Raw genomic sequence first — 231 nt, forward strand, 5'->3', positions numbered from 1 at the left:
CGGCCGGTCCGGCCAGCCCTTCGTCGGCGCCGACATCGGTGGCTTCCAGGGAGACACCAACGCCGAGCTCTTCTTGCGGTGGATGCAGATGGGCACGCTGACTCCCTTCTGCCGCAACCATTCCGAGACCGACAACATCGACCAGTACCCGTGGTCGTTCGGGCCGGAGATCCACGAGCTGGCCCGCGAGGAGGTCCGGCTGCGCGACCGCCTGATGCCCTACGTCTACTC

The 231-nt window shown here is 67.1% G+C and carries 1 protein-coding gene; it reads left to right on the forward strand.

The genetic code is table 11. From position 1 onward, the window contains the following. Positions 1–231, forward strand: a 231-nt coding sequence (locus ACR9ZK_RS23740) for a TIM-barrel domain-containing protein (RefSeq protein WP_481344360.1), incomplete at both ends; no start/stop codon positions are given.

This window comes from Monashia sp. HAY1-5C (genome assembly GCF_056755255.1).